Annotated in this window: 21 protein-coding genes and 2 tRNA genes; 13 read left to right on the top strand and 10 right to left on the bottom strand. The window is 53.7% G+C overall.

Annotated elements, in window-relative coordinates; all coding sequences use genetic code 11:
• Positions 1-89: 89 nt before the first annotated feature.
• Positions 90-2,459, bottom strand: a complete 2,370-nt coding sequence (locus tag RG807_RS10515; protein ID WP_309044876.1) for an arylsulfatase — start codon at positions 2,457-2,459, stop codon at positions 90-92.
• A gap of 160 nt (positions 2,460-2,619) precedes the next feature.
• Here RG807_RS10515 and RG807_RS10510 point away from each other — a divergent pair, with 160 nt between their 5' ends.
• Positions 2,620-4,944, top strand: coding sequence for a tetratricopeptide repeat protein (locus tag RG807_RS10510; RefSeq protein WP_309044875.1), 2,325 nt, complete (start codon positions 2,620-2,622; stop codon positions 4,942-4,944).
• Between the two features lie 201 nt (positions 4,945-5,145).
• Here the strand turns inward: RG807_RS10510 and RG807_RS10505 are convergent.
• A tRNA-Leu gene (locus RG807_RS10505) sits at positions 5,146-5,232 on the bottom strand.
• Positions 5,233-5,486: 254 nt separating this feature from the next.
• On the opposite strand from RG807_RS10505, the gene rnr reads away from it, so the two are divergent.
• The 8 genes from rnr (at position 5,487) to alr (ending at position 13,764) form a co-directional block, all read left to right on the top strand.
• Positions 5,487-8,009, top strand: a complete 2,523-nt coding sequence (rnr, locus tag RG807_RS10500) for a ribonuclease R (protein ID WP_309044874.1) — start codon at positions 5,487-5,489, stop codon at positions 8,007-8,009.
• Between the two features lie 15 nt (positions 8,010-8,024).
• On the top strand, positions 8,025-8,762 hold the full coding sequence (gene rlmB, locus RG807_RS10495) for a 23S rRNA (guanosine(2251)-2'-O)-methyltransferase RlmB (RefSeq protein ID WP_309044873.1): 738 nt from the start codon (positions 8,025-8,027) through the stop codon (positions 8,760-8,762).
• Positions 8,763-8,990: 228 nt separating this feature from the next.
• Entirely contained in the window at positions 8,991-9,434 is a 444-nt protein-coding gene (gene rpsF / locus RG807_RS10490; RefSeq protein ID WP_309044872.1) for a 30S ribosomal protein S6, read from the top strand.
• 25 nt (positions 9,435-9,459) lie between these two features.
• Complete coding sequence (rpsR, locus tag RG807_RS10485; protein ID WP_114613426.1) at positions 9,460-9,690, top strand: 30S ribosomal protein S18; 231 nt, start codon at positions 9,460-9,462, stop codon at positions 9,688-9,690.
• 26 nt (positions 9,691-9,716) lie between these two features.
• Entirely contained in the window at positions 9,717-10,583 is an 867-nt protein-coding gene (locus RG807_RS10480; protein WP_309044871.1) for a YybS family protein, read from the top strand.
• 20 nt (positions 10,584-10,603) lie between these two features.
• Positions 10,604-11,050 carry a 50S ribosomal protein L9 gene (gene rplI / locus RG807_RS10475; RefSeq protein ID WP_309044870.1) on the top strand — a complete coding sequence of 149 codons (447 nt, stop codon included), beginning with the start codon at positions 10,604-10,606 and terminating at the stop codon, positions 11,048-11,050.
• A 231-nt stretch (positions 11,051-11,281) separates the two neighbouring features.
• Positions 11,282-12,688, top strand: a complete 1,407-nt coding sequence (gene dnaB, locus RG807_RS10470; protein WP_298449762.1) for a replicative DNA helicase — start codon at positions 11,282-11,284, stop codon at positions 12,686-12,688.
• Complete coding sequence (gene alr / locus RG807_RS10465; RefSeq protein ID WP_309044869.1) at positions 12,688-13,764, top strand: alanine racemase; 1,077 nt, start codon at positions 12,688-12,690, stop codon at positions 13,762-13,764. Before dnaB ends, alr begins: the two co-directional genes overlap by 1 nt.
• A gap of 5 nt (positions 13,765-13,769) precedes the next feature.
• Here alr and RG807_RS10460 read toward each other — a convergent pair whose 3' ends face one another.
• On the bottom strand, positions 13,770-14,126 hold the full coding sequence (locus RG807_RS10460) for a hypothetical protein (RefSeq protein WP_298449767.1): 357 nt from the start codon (positions 14,124-14,126) through the stop codon (positions 13,770-13,772).
• Between the two features lie 173 nt (positions 14,127-14,299).
• Here RG807_RS10460 and RG807_RS10455 point away from each other — a divergent pair, with 173 nt between their 5' ends.
• Positions 14,300-15,178 (top strand): SDR family oxidoreductase, encoded by an 879-nt coding sequence (locus tag RG807_RS10455; RefSeq protein ID WP_309044868.1) that lies wholly within the window; start codon positions 14,300-14,302, stop codon positions 15,176-15,178.
• Between the two features lie 27 nt (positions 15,179-15,205).
• Here RG807_RS10455 and fnr read toward each other — a convergent pair whose 3' ends face one another.
• Positions 15,206-15,961, bottom strand: a complete 756-nt coding sequence (gene fnr, locus RG807_RS10450) for a fumarate/nitrate reduction transcriptional regulator Fnr (protein WP_309044867.1) — start codon at positions 15,959-15,961, stop codon at positions 15,206-15,208.
• Between the two features lie 98 nt (positions 15,962-16,059).
• Positions 16,060-16,995: a ribosome biogenesis GTPase YlqF gene (ylqF, locus tag RG807_RS10445; protein ID WP_309044866.1), complete on the bottom strand. Its 936-nt coding sequence runs from the start codon at positions 16,993-16,995 to the stop codon at positions 16,060-16,062.
• Positions 16,996-17,209: 214 nt separating this feature from the next.
• Between ylqF and RG807_RS10440 the strand changes: the two genes are divergently transcribed.
• Positions 17,210-17,656 carry a Spy/CpxP family protein refolding chaperone gene (locus RG807_RS10440; RefSeq protein ID WP_309044865.1) on the top strand — a complete coding sequence of 149 codons (447 nt, stop codon included), beginning with the start codon at positions 17,210-17,212 and terminating at the stop codon, positions 17,654-17,656.
• Positions 17,657-17,742: 86 nt separating this feature from the next.
• On the opposite strand, the gene RG807_RS10435 is transcribed toward RG807_RS10440, so the two are convergent.
• The 3 genes from RG807_RS10435 to RG807_RS10425 all read right to left on the bottom strand — a co-directional run bounded on the left by RG807_RS10435 (position 17,743) and on the right by RG807_RS10425 (position 20,906).
• On the bottom strand, positions 17,743-18,252 hold the full coding sequence (locus RG807_RS10435; RefSeq protein ID WP_309044864.1) for a hypothetical protein: 510 nt from the start codon (positions 18,250-18,252) through the stop codon (positions 17,743-17,745).
• A 178-nt stretch (positions 18,253-18,430) separates the two neighbouring features.
• A complete protein-coding gene (gene lipA / locus RG807_RS10430; protein WP_309044863.1) occupies positions 18,431-19,474 on the bottom strand; it encodes a lipoyl synthase in 1,044 nt (347 codons plus the stop codon).
• Between the two features lie 154 nt (positions 19,475-19,628).
• The gene (locus RG807_RS10425) at positions 19,629-20,906 is read right to left on the bottom strand and encodes an O-acetylhomoserine aminocarboxypropyltransferase/cysteine synthase family protein (RefSeq protein WP_309044862.1); all 1,278 of its coding nucleotides are present in this window, start codon (positions 20,904-20,906) and stop codon (positions 19,629-19,631) included.
• A gap of 161 nt (positions 20,907-21,067) precedes the next feature.
• On the opposite strand from RG807_RS10425, the gene RG807_RS10420 reads away from it, so the two are divergent.
• Entirely contained in the window at positions 21,068-21,400 is a 333-nt protein-coding gene (locus tag RG807_RS10420; RefSeq protein WP_298449783.1) for a DMT family transporter, read from the top strand.
• On the opposite strand, the gene RG807_RS10415 is transcribed toward RG807_RS10420, so the two are convergent.
• Both RG807_RS10415 and RG807_RS10410 read right to left on the bottom strand, forming a co-directional pair.
• Positions 21,394-21,837: a PACE efflux transporter gene (locus RG807_RS10415; RefSeq protein WP_309044861.1), complete on the bottom strand. Its 444-nt coding sequence runs from the start codon at positions 21,835-21,837 to the stop codon at positions 21,394-21,396. The genes RG807_RS10420 and RG807_RS10415 overlap by 7 nt on opposite strands.
• A 91-nt stretch (positions 21,838-21,928) precedes the next feature.
• Positions 21,929-22,005: transfer RNA gene (locus RG807_RS10410), tRNA-Met, on the bottom strand.
• Between the two features lie 265 nt (positions 22,006-22,270).
• On the opposite strand from RG807_RS10410, the gene RG807_RS10405 reads away from it, so the two are divergent.
• Positions 22,271-22,654 carry a nuclear transport factor 2 family protein gene (locus RG807_RS10405; RefSeq protein WP_309044860.1) on the top strand — a complete coding sequence of 128 codons (384 nt, stop codon included), beginning with the start codon at positions 22,271-22,273 and terminating at the stop codon, positions 22,652-22,654.
• Positions 22,655-22,657 lie beyond the last annotated feature (3 nt).

The raw sequence follows: 22,657 nt of genomic DNA, 5'->3' as shown, positions 1-22,657 counted from the left end.
GCTCGAAAGGTCGTGAAGAGTGAATTGGCATTCTCGTGTGCCGATATTAGAGCCACTGGTTCTGCACCAGTGGCTCTCTCTTTAGTTCGTTATTCAACTTCTACTACGATATCGTGAATTTTACCGGTGAAACGGGTTTCCTCTGGTCCGTAACCAATACCCAATGCGACGGGTGTCTGGTTATCCAAACCGACATCGGCCGTTTCATCGGCAGAGAATACATTCGGCTGGGTTTTTTCGATTCTGCCCTTGGCAACCTGCTTGCCATTGACCGACAAGGTTGCATTGCCTCCTTTGCCAAGACCGCCGCCGTCATAGTCAAAATCCAATACGATAGTTGCCTTACCCTCGGACAATGGCGTTTTGCTTTCCACGACATAGCGTTCGAGCCCGAGCCAGTTGTACTCGTAAGCTGGTTTGCCGTCACGCATATGCAGCGACCAACCACCATAGCGACTGCCCTGAACCAGCAGCGCACCTGAAGCACCGCCTTCCGGCACGTCAATATTGGCGGTAATGGTCAACGATCGGTTTTTTACGTTGAGGAAGGTGTTTTCCAGCATTCCGTCCATACCTTCGTACAGTGTCAGTGACTTTCGGTCGCCCATCAGGTCTGGACGCCCCGCAATTGCAGCATTCGTTCGCGCAATGGTTCTGTCGTCGATGGGCAATACATGGTACCTCTCCGCCTCAACCATAAACTCGTTTTGTAGCTCAGCAAGCTTTTCAGGGTTCGACGAGGCAATGTCAGTTGCCAGGCTGAAATCGTCGGGCACGTAGTAGAGCTCCCAGACGTCGTCCTCCAGAGGTGTAAGGTCAGAGGTTTGCCAAGGAGCACGGTGAATTGTGCGCGCCATCCAGCCGTCTTTATAGATGCCTCGATTGCCAAACATTTCAAAATACTGAACGGTGTGACGTTCTTTTGCCCCCGCATCGTTAAAGCTATAGAGCAAGCTGGTCCCCTCGATGGGCACCTGCTTTGTGCCGTTGACGCTTTTCGGTTCAGGTAAGCTGGCGGCTTCTAATATTGTTGGCGCAACATCGATCACATGGCTGAACTGGCTGCGCATCCCCCCTTTCTGTTTGATACCTTCAGGCCAGTGGACAACCATGCCATTACGTGTGCCACCAAAGTCACCCGCTACCTGCTTGGTCCACTTGAAGGGCGAGTCGAAAGCTACAGCCCAGGCTGCGGCCATGTGTGGGAACGTTTCCGGGCTGCCCCACTTGTCGATCAGCGGCAGCATATCTTCAACTTTTTCCTGCACACCATTGAAATAGGTCATTTCGTTATACATGCCAATCATGCCGCCCTCGGCACTGGTGCCGTTGTCTCCGGCGATATAGAAAACCAGAGTGTTGTCCAATTCGCCGATGGAATCGACGGCATCGATCAGCCGGCCTATGTTGTGATCGGTGTGCGCAACAAACCCTGCAAAGGTTTCAGCCTGTCGGCGAAACAGTCTTTTATGGTCGTCGGGTAGATCTTTCCAAGCGGACAGGTCCGATGGGAGGGGGGGGAGTTTGGTGCTTTCTGGTATCACCCCGGCTGCTTTCTGGCGCTCAAAAGTCGCCTGTCGTACAGCGTCCCAGCCGTCATCAAACTGGCCATGAAACTTCTCGATCCACGGCTTTGGCACATGATGTGGTGCATGGGTGGCGCCGGTGGCGAAGTACATGAAAAAGGGCTTGTCGGGGGTCATGGATTGCTGTGCCTTGACCCAGTTGATCGCCTGGTCCGTCATGTCTTCTGTGAAGTGATACCCCTCCCTTTTTGGCGGGACAACGCGTTTAGTACCATCAAAGATCAGAGGTGACCATTGGTCAGTTTCGCCACCAATGAAGCCGTAGAACTTGTCGAAGCCCTGGCGCGTTGGCCAGCGGTCAAAGGGGCCGGAGACGCTGGTTTCCCAAGCAGCTGTTTCATGCCACTTGCCAAAGGCACCGGTACTGTAGCCGTTGAGACGCAGCATCTCGGCCAAGGGTGCAACACGGTTCGGAATGCGGCCTGTATTACCAGGGTAGGCAGTGGCCGTTTCCATTATGGAGCCAGTGTTTGCGGTGTGATGGTTGCGTCCGGATTTTAGTGCAACGCGTGTTGGTGAACACAGCGATGTTGTATGGAAGTTATTATATCGCAGGCCACTCTGGGCGAGCTTGTCCAGCGTGGGTGTAGGAACAGGACCTCCGAATGTAGAGGTTGAGCCAAAACCGAGGTCATCAATCAGGACGATCAAAACATTCGGTGCGCTTTTGGGTGGCGTTACCTCCCACCGGGGTGGTGGCTGAGTGTTGCGCACATCCAGTTCAGTGTAGTGCTTTGGGTCTGGCTCTGATATGGGCAGGATAGTCCTGTCCAGTTGGTGACTTGCATTCTGCGAGGCAAATGAAATGCCGGGCAAGATAAAGCACGCCACTATCAATAGGGACTTCCATATGTTTCTATTATTATCTTGCACGGTCCTTCTCCTTTCTCCAATTATATTTAGAGCTTGGGAAGTATAGTCCACGTTAGTATTTGACAAGTAATTATGTTGTGTTTTACAGGTTTGCTTTTGCGGATTTGCGCCGGCGCCGCAGTTCTATTCAAATATGACAATTCTGTACCAGGCGATTTCAATGAAGAAGCAAAGCCGATCAGGGATGAAAACACTGCGTGTCCTTGCAGGATTATTCTGCTTTATTGTCATGGGTGCCGCAGTTTTTGCACATGCTACAACTGCTGAAGTTCGTTCAGCCCGGGCACCCGTAGTTTATGTTGGCGAGCCCGTCTGCAGTGGCTGTCATGCAAAGCAGTCTGTCACCTGGCAGACATCGCAGCACGCCCATGCGATGGCGCATGCAACTGAAAAGGCGGTGTTGGGAAATTTCGAAAACGTCAAATTTCACAACGCGGGCGTTACGACGACCTTCTTCCGCCGGAATGATGAGTTTTGGGTCAGCACGGATGGTGCTGATGGCGAGTTGGCAGACTTCAAGGTCAGCTACACGTTTGGTGTCTATCCGTTGCAGCAGTATTTGATCGAATTCCCTGATGGGCGCATGCAAGCTTTGTCGATTGCGTGGGATGCCCGGTTAAAAAAGGAAGGCGGTCAGCGCTGGTTCCACCTTTATCCAGATCAACGCATCGAAAGCAAAGATGAATTGCACTGGACCCGTAGCCAGCAAAACTGGAACTACATGTGTGCCGATTGTCATTCCACCAATCTCCGCCGTAACTACGATACCCATTCGAATACTTATGCGACCACCTGGAGTGATATCAGCGTAGCTTGTGAGAGTTGCCACGGCCCCGGATCTGCGCATGTGGAATGGGCTAAAGCAGTTGATGGCGCGCCGTCGGTGCCGTCCATGGGGTTGACGATCCCACTTGATGAGCGCAGAGGGGTTGTTTGGGTTGCGGATGCCGAGACAGGCACCGCGTCACGGAGCTCGCCAATGCAGAATCACCGGGAGGTTGAGACTTGCGCTGTTTGCCATTCGCGTCGAGGCTCGATCAGTACAAACCCAGGGCCCACTGGGAAATTGCTCGATACGCATAAACCATCGTTGTTGGTAGAAGGGTTGTATTTTGCAGACGGACAGCAAGAGGATGAGGTATACACCTATGGCTCATTCCTGCAATCGAAAATGTACGCCAAGGGTGTGACCTGCAGTGACTGTCACGATCCCCATACCGCCGAGTTGCGGGCACCGGGAAATACACTCTGCGCCCAGTGCCACACGCCTGCTAAATTCGACACGACAGCGCATACCCATCACGAGCCCGACAGCCCGGGTGCGCAGTGTGTAAGTTGTCACATGCCAACACGCGATTACATGGTGGTCGACCCTCGTCGTGACCATTCGTTACGCATCCCGCGGCCCGACCTCAGTGTCAAAATGGGGGCTCCAAATGCCTGCAATGATTGCCACACAAAACGCGGGCCAGAGTGGGCCGCCGCCACAATAGAGAACTGGTTCGGTCCCGATCGCAAGGGCTTCCAGATTTGGGGGCCAATCTTTGATGCGGCGCGTAAAGGCCAGGCCTATACGATAGAGGGGTTGGAGAGATTGTTTTCCAATCCGGAAATGCCTGGGATAGTGCGAGCTACCGCTTTGACTGAAATGCGACGGTTCCCCGGAGGGACTCTCTTCGCCGCTATCAATGAAGGTCTATACGACGATGATTCGTTGGTTCGGGTTGCGGCACTGGATGCGCTTACTGACTATCCTCCGGCGGCTCGAATAGCAGCGTTGCGAGCATCGACAAGCGGAGTGCCGGCCGTTAGTGCAGCAGCAGGTCGGGCGCTTGCCCCGGTCGACTTTGGTTCCTTGTCGGTACAAGAGCGAGCGGCAGTTGAGCTCAGTTTCATGAACTACGAAACGACCCAGTCAGCAGTATCGGAACGGCCAGAGGCGCATTTAAACCTTGGCCTCTTTCACGCTGATCGCGGCGATGCGGTTAGTTCCGAAGCTGAATACCGGCTGGCCATTCAGCGGGACCCCCAGTTTGCGCCGGCCTATGCGAATCTGGCCGATCTGTACCGTGCCACGAGTCGGGAAACGCAGGCGGAGCGAACTCTTGATGCAGGCTTGACTGCCGTACCTGACAATCCGAGCTTGTTGCACTCTTTGGGTTTAATGCGCATCCGTCAAGGACGCCAAGGTGAGGCGTTGGAGCTTTTGGCGCGCTCCCACAAGCTAGCGCCCAGTGACCCACGATTTGCTTACATATATGCAGTCGCATTACGCTCATACGGCAAGCCGGAACAGGCACTGCGAGCGCTCGACGCAGCATTAGCTGTGAATCCAAACGCTCCTGACTTGCTTTATGCGCGCCTTTCCTACGCCTTGGAAGATGGCGATGTTCCGACCGCACGAAAATACGCAAACCGGTTTGTTGCTGTAGCCCCGGAAGACGCCAGGACATCTCTATTGCTTCAGTCTATTGAACAGAGGTAGCCGGCATTGCATTCATGGCTCGTATTTTTTCCATGGGGTGCTTGCGCAGGGCTTTAACCGTGGATGGAAAGGAGTTGGATGTCGTTCAGAACGCGGGCGCAACAAAGAGTCGGGCCATAAGAAATCTGGCTCGTTACTGTTTTTGATAGAGAAGAGGTGTATGAGTTTAATTCAGATATTTCCATTTCTTGGGGAAAGAAATGGTGCCGAGGAGAGGACTTGAACCTCCACGGGGTTGCCCCCACTAGCACCTGAAGCTAGCGTGTCTACCAATTTCACCACCTCGGCAGGTGATTTGCAGAATTCCCGTTAGTTTGTTGAAAACTGGGCGTTTCTGCCTAAGATGAACGTGCAGTCTCATCTGATGGCGCGTACTTTAGTAATTCCGGCCTAAGCTGTCAAACATTTTTTCAGTAAATGCTTGGCAGGTAATTATGCCTATAAAAGGTGGGTTGTTAGGCAGTTGCTGCCTCCCAACGTATACTGTGTTGCAAATGAATACGAACAGCGCCGCTGTGGCGCCGCATTGAGCAAGGATTTTAATGGTTTCCAGAAATAAAAAACGCAAAGACCCACACGCCAGTCGTGAGGCCCAAAATTATGACAACCCGATCCAAAGCCGGGAATTCATAATTGCGCACTTGAAAGAGCGGGGGGCTCCGGCAACGCACGAAACATTGTGTTCAGAGCTTGGGCAAACAGACCCGGAAGGTATCGAAGCACTTCGGCGTCGTTTGATCGCCATGTGCCGCGACGGGCAGCTTATCTGCAACCGGCGTGATGCTTATCTGCCGATTGAAGAAGCCGACTTGGTAAGTGGTCGGGTTATTGGGCACAAAGATGGCTTCGGCTTTCTGGTGCCGGATGATGGCGGGTCAGATCTGTTTCTTACTGCCCGGCAAATGCGCCAAGTGTTTCACGGCGATCGGGTAGCCGCCCGGGTAGACAGGGTCGACGACCGTGGCCGGCGTGAAGGCGTTATTGTTGATGTAATTGAACATCGTACACAGCAAACGGTAGGGCGTTTCTTTAATGAAAGCGGCATTGCCTATGTGGTGCCGGAAAACGCCCGCATCAATCACGAAGTGTTGGTGCCGAAAGAGCATGTTGGTGAGGCGGTTCATGGTCAGTATGTCGTTGTCGATATCTTGCGCCAGCCCACCGTGCGTACCCAGCCTACCGGCAAGATAGTCGAGGTTTTGGGTGAACATATGGCGCCGGGGATGGAAATCGACGTGGCTATTCGCTCCTACGATATTCCCCATGAGTGGCCCACCGCAGTAGGCGAGCAAGCTGCTTCTATTGCTGCCGAGGTTGAAGAGAAGGATAAAAAGAATCGCGTCGATATTCGCAACATGCGTTTGGTGACCATCGATGATGAAACCGCCAGGGATTTTGATGATGCGATTTATTGCGAGCCCAGAGGTCGAGGTGGTTATCGACTCGTCGTTGCGATAGCAGACGTGTCTCACTATGTGCGCACTGGGTCGCCCCTTGACGAAGAGGCGTTGCGCCGGGGTAACTCTGTGTACTTCCCGGATCACGTGGTGCCCATGCTTCCGGAGAAGTTGTCCAACGGCCTGTGCTCCCTGAACCCGGATGTTGATCGCCTATGTATGGTTGCAGATATGACCATCAGCGCCGCTGGTAACATCAGTGGATATACGTTTTATCAGGCAGTTATGCGCAGCCATGCCCGACTGACGTATAACAAGGTCAGCGACATGCTTGAGCGGCCAGATACAGAGCCGGGATACCGCCTGTCTGCCCAGTATGCCGACGTGCTGCCACATCTGCATAACCTGTACGATTTGTACAAGTTGCTGCGCAAAGCGCGCACAGAGCGTGGCGCTATCGACTTCGAAACCACGGAAACCCGGATTGTGTTCGATGCTGAGCGCAAAATCGAAGAGATTGTGCCAGTGCACCGTAATGATGCGCACAAGATTGTTGAGGAGAGCATGCTGTGCGCTAACGTAGCCGCGGCGCGCTTCCTCAAGAAGCACAAAATGCCCGCCCTTTACCGGGTGCACGATGGCCCCTCGGAAGAGCGTCTTAATTCGGTGCGTTTGTTCCTGGGTGAGCTGGGTCTGCAGCTGGGTGGTGGCGATAGTCCAACGTCAGCGGATTACCAGGAGTTGTTATCCCAGATTGTCGACAGGCCAGATGCCAATGTGATCCAGACAGTTATGCTGCGGTCGCTGAGCCAGGCGGTTTATAGCCCGGATGAAAGTGGTCACTTCGGCTTGGGCTTCCCAAGTTACGCTCACTTTACCTCTCCAATTCGCCGCTACCCTGACCTGATCGTGCACCGCGCTATCAAATCACGGATTCATAATCCTGAAGTATCCAAGGATGTGGTGTCTCCAGCTGTACACGATGCAACACTGGTAGAGTATCCCTACGATTACGCCAAGATGGAGCAGCTGGGTGAGCATGTGTCGATGACTGAGCGACGCGCAGATGATGCGACCCGCGATGTTATGGCTTGGCTCAAGTGTGAGTTTCTGAGTGATCATGTGGGTGAAGAGTTTGACGGTGTGATTGCCGCTGTTGTGCCCTTTGGTTTCTTTGTTCAGCTCGCGGATGTGTATATCGAAGGTCTTGTGCATGTGTCCACCTTGAGTGGCGACTATTTTCATCACGATGCTGCCAAGCATCGCTTGATTGGCGAGCGCACGGCCATCAGCTTCCGCCTGGGCGACGAGTTGCGTGTACGTGTAATGCGGGTTGGCATGGAAGATCGAAAGATCGACCTGGAGTTGGTCAGTGAGCCGAAACGGCGGCAAGCAGATCGGGACGGGTTGGGGGTTGCCAAGCGGGATGCCCGTGGCAAGGACGGAAAGCGCGGCGACAAAGGCCGTGGTCTTGGCGGGGCGTCTGCGGGGCCAAAATCCGGTAAGAGTGGAAGCACTGGTAAATCCGGGCGTGGCAGCAAGCCTGCGACTGCAAAAGCGCAACTGGTTGCGGAAGCTGCCCGTGATGCTGGCAAAAAGCCCAAGAAGGGTGCGGCCAAGCCAGATGGTGTGAGTAAGCCGCGCAAACCCCGTAAGACAAGCAAATAACAGGAATCCAAACCAGTGTCCCAGGAATTTGTATTCGGTTGGCATGCGGTTGAGGCAGTCCTCAAGCGCGAGCCTGAAAGGTTGCAGCGTGTTTGGATTCAGACTGGCCGGCAGGACAAGCGAGTAAAGTCCATCACAGATGCCCTTGATGAGTTAGGGGTGAAGTGGGGTGTTGTCCATCGCCGTGAGTTGGATGAGCGCGTTGGCGGGGTTCACCAGGGTGTTGTTGCGGCAGTCAGTGAAAGCCGTGAGTGGACAGAAGACGACCTTCTGGCCCAGCTTGCGGCAAGCGACAAGCCTCCGTTTCTGTTAGTGCTGGATGGTGTAACCGATCCCCATAATCTGGGTGCGTGTATGCGCACCTGTGATGCGGTGGGTGTGCAGGCGGTTATCGTTCCTAAGGATAAATCCGCTTCGCTTACTCCAGTGGCCCGTAAAGTTGCTTGTGGTGCGGCCGAGACGGTGCCATTCGTGCGCGTGACGAATCTGGCTCGCTTTCTGCGCACTCTGCAGGATCAGGGTGTTTGGTTGATCGGCACGGCCGGTGAGGCGAAGACGACTCTGTATCAGGCTGACTTTAAAGGCCCGGTTGCGCTGGTGATGGGGGCGGAAGGCAAGGGTATGCGCCGCCTTACCCGTGAGCACTGCGATCAACTTATCCACATACCCATGCTTGGCCATGTGGATAGTCTCAACGTTTCTGTCGCTACTGGCGTTTGCCTGTATGAGGCTTTGCGTCAACGCATTGGTTAGCCCTTGCACAGAAGCTCCTGTACGCCTAGAATACGTGACCCCTTTTTTTAGGGGGAGGTTTGTATTGCTTCTAATCAGGTGTACAACACTTCGCTTTTGATTAAGGTTTTTTGTAAGGCCTTATTAATAAAGCACAAAACCGGCAGCTTAGGCTGTCACCTCCTTGCTTTCATGCTTCCCGGCCAGTCCGTGAATTAGAGAAAGCTGTTTAAACCGTAGGGAGAACTCATGCGTCACTACGAAATCGTATTTATGGTACACCCGGATCAGAGCGAGCAGGTGCCCGCGATGATCGAGCGTTATACCAGCCTCATCACTGAAGATGGCGGCAAGGTAGATCGTTTGGAAGATTGGGGCCGTCGTCATATGGCATACCCGATCAACAAGATTCACAAGGCTCACTATGTGCTGATGAACGTTGAATGTTCACAGGCTGCAATGGACGAGCTGACTCACAACTTCCGGTTTAACGATGCCATCATCCGTGACTTGATTCTGCGTCGCGATGAAGCTGTTACCGATATGTCTCCGATGAAAGCCGCTGAGTCCCGTGAGGACCGTCGTTCCGGCGGAGATGATCGTCCGCGTCGTTCGGCTGAATCTTCTGATGACCGTCAAGGCGAGCGCCAAGACGAAAAGCAGTCAGCGGATTCCCAGGACGAAGAAGAGTAATTAACCGGAGTTGAGGAGATACGTTATGGCTCGTTTTTTCAGACGTCGTAAATTCTGCCGCTTCACGGCAGAAGGTGTTAAAGAGATCGATTATAAAGATCTGGACACCTTGAAAGGTTATGTCACAGAAACCGGCAAAATCGTGCCTAGCCGTATTACAGGCACAAAAGCACGTTATCAGCGTCAGCTGGCTACCGCGATCAAGCGCGCCCGCTACCTGGCACTGCTGCCGTACTCGGATAGCCACGATAACTAAGTAACAGAAAGACAGGACTTGGGACCATGCGTGCACTGGCACAATTTGTAATGCGCGGTCCCCTGCAGGCCAGCGGGGTAGCAGCAGTAACAACTGCGGTGCCTTTGCTGTTCTGGATTGGCGCAGCGGTTGTTGGCCTGGTTATTCTCAGGCTTGGCATCAGTCAGGGGCTTAATATTGGCCTTTGGGCACTACTTCCGGCTCTTGGTTGGAGTGTGTTCGGGGGCGATCCTACAGCTCTGGCGGTGCTGCTGCAGGTGATGCTGATGGCATCCATGCTGAGAACAACGCTGTCCTGGGAAAGAGCCCTTCTCGGAGGGAGCTTTCTGGCGATCGTCATGGGGCTTATCTTGCCCATGGTGTATCCCGGTTTGATGGACGAACTCGTTCGCACCGGGGTCAGTTTTTACGAACAGTACAATGCTGAAGTGGCCCGTGCGCTTGGGAACGATCTCGAGACGGTTATACGGGACACCATGAACGCCAGTATGGCCGGTAGTTATCTGGCAATCGGCGTGGGCATGACAATGTTGGCAAGATCGTGGCAGTCGGGGTTGTATAATCCCGGCGGATTCCGCAAGGAATTCCATGATCTCAAGCTGTCACCCGCCGTTGCAGTGGTTCTTATCGCCACCATGGTTGTTGGCCCGTTTCTCGGGTTGAATGCTATGTTGCTGGTCTGGATAGCCGGAACGCCGATGTTTTTGGCGGGCCTGGCACTGATTCATGGCATTGTTGGTCGTAAAAATCTGAGTGGCCAGTGGCTTGCAATGTTTTACGTTGCACTGGTGCTTCTGGGCCCAAGCCTGATGATTCTGTTAGTGGTTCTGGCTTTTGTGGATAGCTGGCTGGATATCCGGAGGCGAATAAAGCCTGCCGGGCCGGCTGAATAAAGCACGAAGAGGTTAACGAGATGGAAGTTATTCTGCTCGAGAAAGTTGCAAACCTTGGCACCCTGGGCGACAAGGTAAAAGTTAAGTCCGGTTACGGCCGTAATTATCTGCTTCCGTACGGCAAGGCTGCGCCTGCCACCGAAGCAAACCTGAAGGCGTTCGAAGAGTGTCGTGCCGAGCTTGAGAAAGCAGCAGCCGAGAAGCTGGCAACAGCTCAGGCCCGCGCTGAGGCTCTGGAAGGTGCATCCTTCACAGTTACCTCCAAAGCAGGCGATGAAGGCAAATTGTTTGGCTCCATCGGTGTGCGTGATATTGCTGACGTAATCACTGCTGCAGGTACTGAAGTAGAGAAGAGCGAAGTTCGCTTGCCAGAAGGCCCGCTGCGGTCAACAGGCGAGTATGAGATCGAGCTTCACTTGCACTCTGATGTTGAAGTGACTGTTAAACTGGCGGTTGTTGCCGAGTAAGCTGTCTTCTTCGGAAGCAGTGCCGGGCTTATCCCGGCTTCGGTAACACGCTGGTGGCTGGTAGAGAGTTCTTCTGAGTTTTCGCCCGGCCAACCCAACAGGCCCGAACCGTTTAATACGGCTTTCGGGCCTGTTGCTTTCTGGTATGCTGTTAACTCCGGTAACCCCCTCCATTGCTGCGACCTTCCGCGTACACTGTCGTGGCTGTGATGTTCAACTGAAGATGTGTTCATGGCGAAGCCTAATCTGAAACCCGCAATTATCGATACCGAAACCAGCCGCATCAAGGTGCCACCTCATTCCGCAGAAGCGGAACAGGCAGTGCTGGGTGGTCTTATGCTGGACAACCGGCGATTTGATGAGATTACCGAGATAATCTCCGCTGCCGATTTTTATCGCCAGGATCACCGGCTGATCTTTGGTGCGGTGGAGCGCTTGGCTAGCGAAAATGAGCCGCTGGATGTTGTTACTCTGGCTGAGTTTCTGGAGCGTGCGGGCGATATTGAAGATGCCGGTGGGCTTTCTTATCTGGCGGAGCTGGCCGAGAAAACGCCCGGTGCTGCCAATATTCGAGCCTATGCCGAGATCGTCCGAGAGCGCTCAATCCTCCGGCAGCTCGTGGAAGTTTCAGGCACGATCACCGATTCGGCGTTTAATCCTCAAGGGCGCAACAGCAGCGAGATTCTGGATGAGGCGGAGCGTAATGTATTCAAAATTGCTGAGTCCAGGGTTAAAGAAGGCTCGGGTCCTCAGTCGATTAATCCGATTCTGACCAAAGCCCTGAGCCGTATTGAAGAATTGTTCGAATCTGGCGAACAGACTACCGGTTTGACGACAGGGTTCAGAGACCTGGATGAGCAAACATCTGGTATGCAGCCTGCCGATCTCATCATCGTGGCTGGACGACCCTCGATGGGTAAGACCACCTTCGCCATGAATATTGTCGAGAATGCCCTGATCAGCACGGGCACACCGGTTTTGGTATTCAGTATGGAGATGCCGGCAGATGCACTGGCCATGCGTATGCTGTCGTCTCTGGGTCGCATTGACCAAAGCAAGGTTCGTGGCGGAAAGCTTGAAGAGGACGATTGGCCAAGGCTTACCTCTGCTGTCAGCCTGCTTAAAGACAAGCCTTTGTATATTGATGATACACCGGGCCTTAGCCCCACTGATCTGCGCTCTCGCGCACGCCGGATTGCCCGTGAGAACGGGGGCAAAATCGGCTTGATCATGGTCGACTACCTGCAGTTGATGCGGGTGCCAGGCAATACTGAAGGCCGGACCGCGGAGATCTCGGAGATTTCCCGGTCTCTGAAAGGCATAGCAAAAGAACTTAGCTGCCCAGTGGTGGCGCTTTCGCAGCTTAACCGGAGCCTTGAGCAGCGCCCCAACAAACGCCCGATTAACTCTGACTTGCGAGAGTCTGGTGCGATTGAGCAAGACGCAGACGTCATCATGTTTGTTTATCGTGATGAAGTGTACAACGAAGATACGCCAGATAAGGGCGTTGCCGAGATTATCATCGGTAAGCAGCGTAATGGTCCTATTGGCACCATACGCCTCGCCTTCATTGGTAAATATACAAAATTTGAAGACCTCGCTAGCGGTGACTACGGGGATTATGGTGGAGAATACTAATGCCGCGCAGTACCGTCGCCCGCATTGATCTTGAAGCTTTGCGCACTAACTACCTCGCAGCTTGCGAGCGTTCAGGTGGCGCCAAAGTCATGGCCGTTGTGAAGGCTGATGGCTACGGCCATGGTATTGCCCGGGTTGCATCGGCACTGGCGGATATTGCGCCCAAGTTCGCCGTTGCCTGTATTGAAGAAGCTTGGGCTATTCGCGCGGCAGGCCATGCGCAGCCAGTGGTGTTGCTTCAGGGAGTGCATGCCGCGGGTGACCTGGCGGACTGCGTACACAGTAACTTTGAGCCGGTGGTGCACGGTGAGCACCAACTGGCGTGGATGGAGCACAGTGGCGTTGCGCCGACCTTCTGGTTGAAGGTTAACACTGGAATGAACCGTCTGGGCTTCCGGGGAGATGCTCTGCCTGCCGTGATGACCAAGCTCGAAAAAATGGGTGCTGCGCCCAAGCTTCAAGGGTTTGTTGGCCATTTCGCGTGCGCTGATGATGCCAGTAGCACAATGACACTTGCCCAGACTGCAAACTTTGAAACAGCAACGGCGCCCTGGCCCACACTGATGAAAAGCGTGGGGAATTCTGCAGCCCACTTTATTCCAGGCCAGCCTCTGTTTGACTGGAGTCGCCCGGGCATCATGCTCTATGGGGGCTCACCGATCATTGGGAAGACGGGCCCCCAACTCGGTCTTGAACCAGTGATGAGCCTTGAAGCGCCGCTTATCACCACGCGGGTTGTGAAAGCGGGGGAAAGTGTAGGCTATGGCGCAGGCTGGGTTGCTGAGCGCGACACCCGCATGGGTATGGTCGCCATCGGCTACGGAGACGGCTACCCTCGCCATGCCGGAACGGACACGCCGGCGGCTATTGCTGGCCGCCGTATCAGGCTGATCGGTCGGGTCTCCATGGATATGCTGGCAGTGGATTTGAGTAATGTGCCAGAGGCCAGGGAGGGAGATCTTGTTGAGTTGTGGGGGCGCACGGTTGGAATCGACGAGGTGGCAAGCTGTGCTGGAACCATCTCTTATGAGCTACTCACGGGGCTTACCAGCCGGGTTCCTCGAGTCTCCCAATAGCCTGCTCAGGTAGTTTCAGGCTCCTGGATGATTTCTTCAATGAAGTCGAGAATGGATGCCAAGCTGCGGTCGTCCAGCTTTTTAAGTACTTTGTGGACAACCATCTTACTGCCTTTGAGCATGCTGCTAATGCCTACTTTGGCCATGCTTAGCATCATCTTGCTGGCCCTCAGTCGTCGCAGAGGCTCGATAAAAAAGAAATCCAGGCCTGCGTCGGTCATGTCTACAATCAGGGCGTAGAGCTTGTCGATCGCTTCTTTGTCAGCTTTGCCGCGCCCGCGTAGCTCTTCTACGGTATATAGGGCCCGCATGCGCAATTCGTCTGGAATTGGGGCAACAATATGGCTCTGTTGTTTCAGCATGGTGATCCTGTTGTTGTATGCTTCTTGAAGGGATAGCAAGTGCAGTGCCGAGCAGGCTCGCCTGACGGCATCTTGAGTTGCGAATTATTCTACGAAACGGCAGCAGGAAGCCATTGGCCAAACAGGGCCCCCTGGCGCGTCATATCAGTAATATCCGGAGGCATTGAACCCTAGTGCATGTACTTGTTGTTCACGATTACGGCCCCTTGGGGAAGGTTCTGCTCGAGCGGCTCAGGAATACCTCTCTGCGTGTTAGCCCGTTGCTGGTCAGCGATCCGGCTGGTGCTAACCTGAGTGCCCTTGAGCGCTGGATCCCGGACGATACTGATCTTATTGTTAATGCGCTCTGGATGGCAGACCCTGAAGTAGCAGAGCGCGATCCTGAAGGCACCCACAAAGCTGCATTTTCACTTCCGGTGGCCATCGCGGAGTATGCCCGCGACAAAGGCATGGCGCTGTTCCAGCTATCGTCGTGCTACGTGTTTGATGGCCGTAAGCAAAGCGGCTATATAGCTTCTAACCCCGGCCAGCCGGTGAATGAACTTGGCAATTGGCAGTGGGAGTGTGAACAGGCATTGCGCACACTCTTGCCCCGGCACATTATTTTGCGTACCGGCTGGAGTTTGGGGCGCTTCATTCGCAAAGTACAGGCGAGCACGGCAGCGAATGAGACCCTGACCTTACCCGGGCGTTGTGTGGGCCAACCTGTGTCAGTGCAGGATCTCGCGAGGGTAATGACCGCTGTTATTCAGCAGCTGGATTGCGGTGCTGAGGTGTGGGGAACCTATCAGTACGCGGGCGCCGAAGAGATCAGTCTGTATGAGTTAGGCCTGGCCATTGCTGGCTTGCCGGGTATTCCGGAAGATATTCACGTTGTGGATGATATGCCGTTATGGGGCGCTCTTGAGCCACCCAACACAACGCTGATATGTACCAAAATCCGGAATACATTCGGAATCAAACAGCAGCCGTGGCGCTCCGGGTTAGCGAATGAGCTGACTATGCTGAAGGAAGGCGTGATGCGAACTGAAACTGGCATGCCGACCAAATAGTGGCGGCCAGTTTCAGTCAATAACGGTTTAGTGCTGACAGTTTTGGCGCGAGAACTCTCGGGTTACCAGCTGCAGTGCTTCAACATCCAGCAACTCGACTTCACGGCCGCGGGCGCGGATAAGGCCCTGGTTCTGGAAGCGAGTGAAAACACGGCTGACTGTTTCAACCGCTAGTCCAAGAAAGTTCGCAATATCATTTCTGGCCATAGGCAGGCTGAAGTTGGTTGGCGACATGCGCCGGCGCTGGAAACGGCTGGACAAAGACAGAAGCAGTGCTGCAATACGTTCTTCCGCCGTGTTTTTGCTAAGCAGCATGGCCAACTGATGACTGTTTTGAATTTCCTGGCTCATCAGGCGGTACATGTGGTGCTGTAAGTCCGGCAACTTGCCAGTCAGTTCTTCCAGCTTCTCAATCGGGAACTCGCATACGCTGGTACGCTCCAGCGCCTTGGCTGTGCACGCATAGAACTCGCCGCTCATGCTGTCCAGACCCACAAGCTCTCCGGGCATGAAAAAGCCGGTAACCTGCTCTTCACCACCTTCGGTGATGATCGACGTTTTGACCGATCCACTTTTTACAGCGAAGCAGGAGCGGAACGGTGTGCTTTGATCGAAGATATGTTCCCCACGATCATACATGCGCCCCTGTTGTACAATGTCTTCCAGGCTATCCAGGTCATTATCCTGAACGGCAAGTGGTAAGCACAGGTTGCTCAAGCTGCACTGCTGGCAGGATGCTTTCAGGGGCGAAGTTGCTTGGCGAAATCTGATTGCTTGAGCCATTTCTGGTAGACCGTCCGAATTGATGCAAATCAAAGGATCACTCTAATACGTGGGCACTGGTTTGCCAATGAGCAAATCTAAGGATATGCATATATCGCCTAATGTCGTCGGCCGGAGCGGGCTGCTTTGGCAGCAGCTTTCTTTTCGGAAAGCCTGGCTTCTTTTTCGGCTTCTGCCGCAGCAGCTATTTTTATCTCCCGCTCCACCATCTCGGGCGTCTCCAGAGAGATCCTCCCAAGCGTGCCAGCACGGAACTCATTGAGTAGCACTTCAGAAACTTTGTTCAAGTCCGGGACTCCGCCGCGGCCGAGGAACCGCCGCTTTTTGGCAATGCCGTCCATGAGGGCCAAGCCATCTGCCGGCAACTCGTTCAAGCCGTACCGGGCTTTCACAAGCTCAGGGTAGGCTTCTCGCAGGTAGTCCGCTTCAAACATCGCAATGTCTTCAAAATCCAGAACGGAGCTACGTATGGCTCCGGTAATCGCCAGCCGGTATCCACATTCTTCTGGTGAAAGCTTTGGCCACAGGAACCCCGGTGTGTCGTAAAGCAAAATGTTGTCCGGCAATTTGATGGTTTGCTGGGCCTTGGTAACCGCCGGCTCGTTGCCTGTTTTAGCAGCCGGGCGCCCGGCAAGGGTATTGATCAGCGTGGATTTACCTACGTTGGGAATGCCCAAAATCATTACCCGTAAAGCGCTTTTCTGGCGGTCATGATTGGGTGTCATTTCCCCGGCCAGCCGGAGTATATCCAGCGCCTCGCCACGTTGGTTGTGGGTGAGGGTGATGGTTCGTACGCCTCGCTCTCTTTCCAGCCAGGTCTGCCATTGCGCCGTAACGTCTGGATCAGCCAGGTCGCGCTTGTTAAGGACCCTCAGTAGTGGCGTGTCGCCGCGCAGGGCGGGCACCAGCGGGTTTTCGCTGCTAAAGGGGATGCGGGCGTCCAGTACCTCAATGATGAGATCCATCTGAGGCATGATTTGTTTGATCTCCTTGCGGGCTTTGTGCATGTGCCCTGGAAACCAGTTAATAGCCATCTGTTACGCTCCGGAAGTGTGTGAATAGGGGCATTATGAAGGGGAATGACCAAACTTTCACATTTGTTTCAATGCGCTAGTGTGGCGGGTTTTGAGCGGGCTTGGCTCACAACCTGTACAAAAAGAAGGGGTGTTGGGGTGAAAAGCAAGGGCGGGATGCTTTAGGCTGTGAAATCAGTTGATTAACCAAACCACATTGTTAACGGAGATTTCTATGAAGCTCGCAAAACTGTTCGGCACTGCTCTTGTGGCACTGAGCCTTTCGGCACCCGCATTAGCGCAGCAAGCGCCGGGTGGACAGCCGGATCAGGTAGATCAGCTGGCTCAGATGGTAGGGCTTTCCGAGGATCAGCAAAAAGAGATCCGCGGCATCCTTGATGAGATGCAAGGTGAAATTGGTACGCTGCGCGAAGAGGCTCGTGCCTTGCAAGAGCAAATGCAGGCTGAAATCAAAGCGGATTACGATGAAGGTGCCATTCGCAAGCAAGGAGAAAATCTGGGCGATGTAACCGGTGAAATTGCCACGCTTTCAGCTTTGATGCAGGCTAAGGTCGACAGCGTGTTCACTCAGGAGCAGCGTGATGAGCTGGATAAGAAGATGCAGGAAATGCGTCAGCAAATGCAGCAGCGCCAAATGATGATGCAGCAGCAAGGGCAGTAATACTGAGTTATCTTTCCTGTTTTTAGGGAGAGGTAGAAGAGAGGGCAGTGCGCAACCTGTGCGCACTGCCTGAGTTCAACTGGTAATTAGAAGTACAGGTTGAACATTACGTTGGCTGTGCCCAGTTCGATGGCGGTGTCGCAACCAGTGCAGCCGCGATCGCCAATTTCTGCACCAATCTGGCCGCTGATAGAGATGCCGTCAGTGATCATGGCTTCCGCACCAAAGAAGGCGCCAAGGCCAAATCCGGTGTCGGTCTCGTTATAGATGCCTAAAGCGCCACCTGCGAAGGGGCGAATACGGTTAGAGATGTCGCCCAAGTACAACCGTGCACCACCACCAATTCCAAACGCGGTGTCGGAGTTTCCGCCACGATCAGCAAGAGTAACATAGCCGTACGGCATCAGAGTTTCGCTAACCTTCAAACCGATCATGTAGTCCGGGGCGGTGGCGCTAATGTTTGAGCTGCCAAATGGGTTGAAGCCCATCATGATGTTGTTAGAGTTGGACTCTTCAGCAACAGCCATACCAGAAGACAAAATAGCGGTAGCAGCGGTAGCTGCAACCAGCTTGGATTTGAGAGAGAAAAGCTTCATTATCAGATTTCCATTCTTTGGTGTGTATTCAATAACCGGAGCAACCCTGAGGGTGCGAATTCATAGGTTCCGGGTGTTTGGTCGCGCAGAAAGGGCGACGCGGTGGATTTTCGTTGCTTTAGCTATGAAACGCAAGGCGGGTGCAGTTTAGCCCTGAGAAAAACCTTCAGGTTGTGCGCTATTCAACGTGTTTCACAGGAATCTGAATGGCGTTTGAGGCTGCAGGCACCTCGTGTACTGCAAGCCCCAGGTTATTCTTGTCGAATACCTTGTCTGCCCGGTAGCTAGAGCGCACCATGGGGCCTGAGGGTACTTCCATAAAGCCTTTCTCCAGGCCAATCTCACGGTACTGGTTGAACTCGTCTGGTGTTACGTAGCGCTCCACAGGTAAATGGTTTGGCGTTGGGCGCAAGTACTGGCCCAGAGTCAGAATGTCCACGCCAATTTCCCGTAGGTCGTCCATCGTTGCCAGGATTTCTTCGTGGGTCTCGCCCAAACCCAGCATCAGGCTGGTTTTGGTGAGCACGTCTGGTCGGTATTGTTTGGCATGAGCCAGTACGCTGAGCGTCTTCTCATAGCCTGCACGCGGGTCGCGCACCCGGCGTGTTAGCCGTTCTACCGTTTCAACGTTCTGCGCGAACACTTCAAGGCCGGAATCCAGTACCTTCTCTACATCGCTCATTACCGCATCGAAGTCTGGTGTCAGCGCCTCTACAGCAACTTCAGGTGTGCGCTTTTTGATGGCTGAAACACAGGCTGCGTAGTGGGCAGCACCGCCATCGGGCAGATCGTCCCGGTCTACAGAGGTAAGTACAATGTAGCGCAGCCCCATGAGTTCGACAGATTTTGCCGTGTTTTCCGGCTCGTCTTTGTCTAGCCAGCCATTAGGGTTGCCGGTATCTACGGCGCAGAAACGGCAGGCGCGGGTGCATACAGAGCCCATCACCATGATGGTTGCAGTACCAGCGGTCCAGCACTCACCAATATTGGGGCAGTGAGATTCCTGGCACACGGTACTCAGCCGGTTTTCAGTTACGTTTTTGCGCACAGCCTCAAAGCGTTCACCGCCGGGCATTTTGGCTCTCAGCCAGCGGGGCTTGCGCTCAACCGGTACAGGCTCCTGATTTGCCGAACGCTTCTGGCCATCTTTGATAGCTGAAAAGCCATGTTCGTTACGGAATTTGGAACCACTGGTGACGCGGGGCTTTGCGCTTTCGCTCATTGCAACCGGACTCTCATTAAGGCTTGGGGATCCTTAGAGAATAATCCGCTGGAGGGGCAGTTACAAGGCAGGTAAGGGCAATCACGGGGTGTTATAGGGGGATACCGGGCACGACTTTCGTCGTACCCGGTGGAGGATTATTGATTAGATGCGGTTAAGCCTGAGCTTTTTCCAGTGCTTGAGACACGTCGGCAAGAATGTCATCTATGTGTTCGATACCAATGGACAGGCGTACCAGATCTTCACTCACTCCCGCATTTTCGAGTTCTTCCGCGTTTAGCTGGCGGTGAGTGGTGGTGGCCGGGTGGCAAGCCAGTGACTTGGCATCACCAATGTTCACCAAGCGGTAGATCAGATCCAGCGCATCAATGAACTTGGCGCCTGCTTCACGTCCGCCTTTAATGCCGAAGCTCACAATGCCGGATGCTTTGCCGCCACAGATCTTGTCGCAAGTGGCTTTGTATGGGCTGTTTTCCAGCGCAGCGTAGTTCACCCATTCAACTGCTGGATGATTCTGCAGGAAGTTTGCAACCTTCTCAGCGTTCTCGCAGTGGCGCTCCATGCGCAAGCCCAGAGTTTCCAAACCTTGCATGATCAGGAATGAGTTAAAGGGCGAGAGGGCTGAGCCCGTGTTGCGCAGGGGCACAACGCGGCAGCGACCGATAAACGCCGCAGCGCCCAGAGCTTCGGTGTAGACCACACCGTGATAGGACGGGTCTGGCTCGTTCATCATCGGGAACCTGTCGCCGTTGGCTTTCCAGTCAAACTTGCCAGAATCCACAATAATGCCGGCTACGGTTGTGCCGTGTCCGCCAATGTACTTGGTGAGGGAGTGCACAACGATATCTGCGCCATGCTCGAAGGGGCGGCAAATGTAGGGCGTTGCAACGATATTATCTACGATCAATGGAATGCCATGCTTATGAGCGATTTCAGCCCAGCGTGCAATATCTACTACGTTGCCGGCCGGGTTGCCAATGGACTCGCAGAACAGGGCGCGAGTCTGGTCATCAATCGCCTTTTCAATAGCATCAAAGTCGTCATGGCGGACCATGCGGCATTCAATGCCCTGGTTCGGCAACGAGTGTGCAAACAGGTTGTAGGTGCCGCCATACAGCTGGCCGGTGCTGATGATGTTATTGCCAACCCGGCAGATGGTTTGTAGAGCGTAGGTAATGGCAGACATGCCAGAGGCAACGGCAAGGGAGCCTACACCGCCCTCAAGCGCAGTCATGCGCTCTTCTAGTACCGAGTTGGTCGGGTTCATGATTCGGGTGTAAATGTTGCCGGCAACCTTCAGGTTAAACAGATCCGCACCATGCTGGGTGTCGTCAAACGTGTAGGACGTGGTCTGGTAGATTGGCGTGGTTGCGGCTTTGGTGGTCGGATCGCCTTTGAATCCGGCGTGAAGGGCAATCGTCTCGAATTTCATAGTAACTTCCTTGCGAATGGATAGTTGGCGTTGTTGGTTTCGGGCGTCAGTATGCCATATAGATTTGGCGGGGTTTATACCGGTATGCAATCGTGACATGCCTGAACATAATATGCAGGCCTTTGAGGGCGATAAACCATTGAGAGTGAGGGGGATGGGTGATGAATAGTTGGGTGTTTCTGGGGGTAGCCATAGTGGCTGAAGTGATAGCTACCTCTGCGCTTAGAGCAAGCGAAGGGTTTACCCGGCTGGTGCCGTCTCTCATTGTTGTTCTGGGCTACGGCTTGGCATTTTACCTACTTGCGCTAGCCTTGCGGACGATTCCGGTCGGAATCGCTTACGCAATTTGGGCAGGTCTTGGCATCGTACTTATCGCAGCAGTGGGCTGGGTTGTATTTGGAGAGAAGCTGGATGCCTGGGGTCTGGTTGGTATGGGGTTGATTATTTCCGGCGTATTCGTGCTGAACGTTCTCTCCCGAACCGGCGTTCATTGATTGGAGGGGGGTTCGGATATGGCTGTGTCAGAGTCGGGAAACAGGGTGTCGTAACACCAGGTAAACACAAAGGCATACACCAGATAAAACAGCGCAAATGAGACATCCACCAGAAGTGCTTCCAGCAGCCCTATATCCATCCACCAGGCAATAATCGGAAGAAAGGCTACTAATAACCCCGACTCGAAACAAATGGCATGTATGAAGCGATGTTTCAGGGATTTGCGGGTTGAGCCGGTAAATCGTTTTAGTGTGTGGTCAAAACCAAGATTGAAAATGTAGTTCCACACTGTGGCTAGCGTAGCCCCAATCAGGCCAAGCACGCCGGTCTTTTCAAGTGAGTAACCAAAGGCGAAGGCTGCCAGGGGAACGGAAATGAGCAGCCCGATAACTTCAAAGGAAACCGCTTGCCGGATTCTGTCGCCAGTGGTTCTCATGAGAAGTCTCCACAGAAGCTGGGTGCTGGGCGCCTTTTCTGCCCGGAAATAAAAAAAGGCCGCGACGTGAATCGCGGCCTTTTTCGAATACTGGTAGCAAGGGGCGGAGTTGAACCGCCGACCCCAGCATTATGAGTGCTGTGCTCTAACCAACTGAGCTACCTTGCCATTGCTTCACCAAAGGAAGCGGCGCGTATATTATGAAGGGAGGGCTGAACTGTCAAGGGCTGACAGAAAATTCTGATCTAATAACTGTTCCTTCTCTAAGGTGATGCGAGCTTTAAGTGTTATTAAACATGAGCTTGAAGGTTTTTGTGAAAGGCAGAAGGTGTTCGGATATTACAGGCAGAGACTGGTTTCAGGTGGACCTGCATAATAACGTGTATCATTATGCAATTGTCAGACGTCCCCATATTGGAAGTGGAATCTAACTATGCAATCGAAAGAACTCGTGGCGCAATTCATCGCTGATATCCAGGCACAGCATTTTGAAGAGGCCAAGACCTTGCTCGCTACTGAAGGCTTTGAGTATGTTGGGCCGAACATGCGGTTCCTGAATCGTGATGACATGCTGTCCTACCAGTTTGGAATGGCTGCCATTCAGAAGGACTTGATTGTCCGTCAGCTCAGTGCCGATGGTGATCACGTGTTTGCAATCCTGGACTATCAGACTCACTTCCAGCCAATTGGGGATGTGCGGCTTGCGGTATGGTTCCGTGTTCGAGATGACAGGATCCAGACTGTTGAAGCTTTCTATAATGCGGCAGTGGTTGAGAATATGCTGGGGGGTAACTTGCCTTCAGCGAACCCTTTATAGAGG

The organism is Marinobacter sediminicola (assembly GCF_031157525.1).
GTDB lineage: Bacteria > Pseudomonadota > Gammaproteobacteria > Pseudomonadales > Oleiphilaceae > Marinobacter > Marinobacter sediminicola.
Note: the sequence above shows the minus strand (reverse complement) of the source record. Positions and strands in the feature narration are given on the sequence as shown.